This is a genomic window from Plasticicumulans sp. (assembly GCF_035331805.1).
Classification (GTDB): Bacteria; Pseudomonadota; Gammaproteobacteria; order Competibacterales; family Competibacteraceae; genus Plasticicumulans.
On the sequence record NZ_DAOLKE010000420.1, the window covers coordinates 1 to 2,814 of the forward strand.

The 2,814-nt window shown below is 69.5% G+C and carries 4 protein-coding genes; 2 read left to right on the top strand and 2 right to left on the bottom strand.

Going from position 1 to position 2,814, the window contains the following annotated elements; translation table 11 throughout:
• Nucleotides 1-59 precede the first annotated feature (59 nt).
• The gene (locus tag PKE44_RS17795; RefSeq protein ID WP_324553934.1) at nucleotides 60-887 is read left to right on the top strand and encodes an alpha/beta hydrolase; all 828 of its coding nucleotides are present in this window, start codon (nucleotides 60-62) and stop codon (nucleotides 885-887) included.
• Nucleotides 888-1,024: 137 nt separating this feature from the next.
• Here PKE44_RS17795 and PKE44_RS17800 read toward each other — a convergent pair whose 3' ends face one another.
• Entirely contained in the window at nucleotides 1,025-1,465 is a 441-nt protein-coding gene (locus PKE44_RS17800; protein WP_324553936.1) for an NUDIX hydrolase, read from the bottom strand.
• 167 nt (nucleotides 1,466-1,632) lie between these two features.
• Here PKE44_RS17800 and PKE44_RS17805 point away from each other — a divergent pair, with 167 nt between their 5' ends.
• Nucleotides 1,633-1,965 (top strand): 4a-hydroxytetrahydrobiopterin dehydratase, encoded by a 333-nt coding sequence (locus PKE44_RS17805; RefSeq protein ID WP_324553939.1) that lies wholly within the window; start codon nucleotides 1,633-1,635, stop codon nucleotides 1,963-1,965.
• Nucleotides 1,966-2,252: 287 nt separating this feature from the next.
• On the opposite strand, the gene PKE44_RS17810 is transcribed toward PKE44_RS17805, so the two are convergent.
• Nucleotides 2,253-2,549, bottom strand: coding sequence for a 2Fe-2S iron-sulfur cluster-binding protein (locus PKE44_RS17810; protein ID WP_324553941.1), 297 nt, complete (start codon nucleotides 2,547-2,549; stop codon nucleotides 2,253-2,255).
• Nucleotides 2,550-2,814: the final 265 nt, after the last annotated feature.

Genomic DNA, 2,814 nt, shown 5'->3' on the forward strand with positions numbered 1-2,814 from the left:
TCCCGCCGGCCGTTGCTGTGACCGGCGAGTACCGCCAGGAGATAGAGGACCGTGATCCAATGAAAACCACGAATCATGGCAGTACCGCGATCGCCTGGCAGGACGCCGGCCATGGCGAGCCTGCCCTGCTGTGCCTGCCGGGCTGGTGCTGCGAGCAGACGGTGTTTGCCGACTTCGTCCGGCTTGCCGCCCCGCACCGGCGCACGCTGACGCTGGACTGGCGCGGCCACGGCGCCTCGGCCGCGGCCGACGCGGAGTTCGGCCTCGACGGCCTGCTGGAGGATGCGCTGGCGGTGATCGAGGCGAGCGGGGTGACGCAGGTCGTGCCGGTGGCGAGTTCGCACGCCGGCTGGGTGGCGATCGAGCTGCGCCGGCGGCTCGGCGAGCGCGTGCCGGCGCTGGTGCTGATCGACTGGCTGGTCATGGAGCCGCCCTCGGCGTTCTTCGGCGCACTGAACGGCCTGCGCGATGCGCAGGCCTGGCAGGACACGCGCGACCTGCTGCTGGCGATGTGGCTGCCCGAAGGGGTGTCGCCGGCGCTCGCGCAGCAGATCCGCGCGCAGACGGGGCGCCACGATGCGTCGATGTGGGCGCGCGCGGCCCATTCGATCGCGGCCGCCTACCGGGCCTTCGGCACGCCGATGCGGGCGCTGTCGGAGCTGCCGGACCCGCCGCCGGTGCTGCATCTGGCCTCGCGGGGCGCGCCGGTCGAGGCGCTGCGCGAGCAGCAGGTGTTCGCGTCGGTGCATCCGTGGTTCACCGTGCATCGCCTCGCGGCCCGATCGCACTTCCCGATGCTCGAAGCCCCGGCCGCGACGGCGGCCGAGGTCGAAGGCTTCCTGCAGCGCGTGCAGGGCTGGGAATCGGTCGATCTCGGCTGCGCGTGAAGCCGGCAGTCTGTGCCCCACGGAGCCGCCGCAGCGGCTTCGGGACGGCAGGCCGCGAACGCTTTGCGCTGACGGGGCGGCCAGCGTCGCCGGTCGGCCCGGCTGCCGGTGCGCAGCGCAGCCTTCCGGGGGCGCGCTCAGCCGATCGTGCGCAGCAGCGTCAGCGGCAGGCGCTCGCCGGCCAGCCAGTCATCGAGGCAGGGGCGCACCAGCGGGCTGCGCAGCCGGTAAGCGCAGAGTTCATCGGGGCTGAGCCACAGCGCGCGCAGGATGCCGTCATCGAGCCGGCGCTGCGCATCGTGCGCAAGCGGCGTGCAGGCGAGGCAGAAACGCAGGAAGGTCTCGCCGTTGCCGGGATTGCGCCAGCGGTAGATGCCGACCAGCGCCTGCGCCGCCACCGTCCAGCCGGTTTCCTCCAGCACCTCGCGCTCGACGGCTGCCGGGATGGTTTCGTCGTCCTCCAGATGCCCGGCCGGCTGGTTCAGCACCGGCCCGTGGCCCTTGTCCTCCTCGACGAACAGGAAACGGCCCTCGCGCTCGACGATCGCAGCGACGGTGACGTGCGGATACCAGCGCATCTGGGGTACTCCTGAGCTATGGATTGAGTTATGGATGAGGAGTGAACCCTCGGACCGCCGCGGGCGGCCGGGTTCGCTTTCCGGGGGCCGGCCTGCGGCCCCGATCCTGCCCGCGGAGGTCCGGACCCGACTTCCGCGCGGCACCCGAGCGTAGGGAGCCCATCGCCATGTCCTTGGAAAATCAGAACTGCGTGCCGTGCCAGGGGGGCATTCCGGCCCTGAGCCGCGCCGAAGCCGAACGCTTCCTCGTCGATCTGCCGAAGTGGACGCTCGAAGGCGGCGCCACGCGCATCCGCCGTCGTTATGCCTTCCCGGACTTCGTCAGCGCGCTGGCCTTCATCAACCGCGTCGGCGAGGTTGCCGAGGCCCAGGGCCATCATCCGGACATCACCTTCGGCTGGGGCTACGCCGAGGTCGTGATCTTCACGCACAAGATCGCCGGCCTGCACGAGAACGACTTCATCCTCGCCGCCAGGGTCGAGGCGTTGTACGGCGGCTGAGCCGCGAGGCATCCGGCCTGCGGTGCATGCTTCATGAATCACGATGCACCGGCCATGACTCACGATTCAGGCTTCATGACAGGCGACGGGCAAGCCGTCCATCGCCTGTCATGCGCCAGACCCGTGCCGCAGGACGAACCGGTGCAGGCACAGGGAGCGTGGCGGAGCGCCGGTCTCTGCATCGATCGGGCTTGCGAAGGGCCGGACAGGCGTCATCGGCCTGTCCGGACGCTGCGCTGGCAGGCCCGGACCGGTCGCGGGCAGCGGACCGGCCGGGCGGCGCAGGTTCAGACGAAGCTCAGCAGTTCGACCGTGACGTTCTCTTCACCGAGGATCGCCTGACAGGCGAGCCGCGACTTCGAGCCGACACCGACGATGGTGTCGAGCCGCTCGTTCTCGAGGCGCTGGATGCGCGAGAGGCTCTTGCGGCCTTCCAGTACGAACACATGGCAACCATCACATTCGGCCTTGCCGCCGCACTTGTGGCCGATCTGCACATCGGCAGCGAGCAGGGCGGCGAGGATGCTGGTACCGGCGGCGGCTTCGACGGTCTTGCCCGAAGGCATGAGGGTGAGGACGGGCATGGGCATGCGCTCCTGGGTTTGTACGGGCTTGGCAGCGTCTGTTTTGTCGGAACAACGACAAGACTTCCCGCGCGCCGGCGCAGGGAGCCGTCGAAACAATTCCGTCAGGGATCAATGGATTGCATGCTGGCCGTATGACAGGCGCCGGTACCTGCGGGGCCGGCAGGCGATCCCGCAGGGGAGGTGAGCAAATGACGTGCCGGGATGGAGGTCAGGGTCGTGCAACGCTACCTGATTCCTTTGTAATTCAGAGCATTGTCAAGAC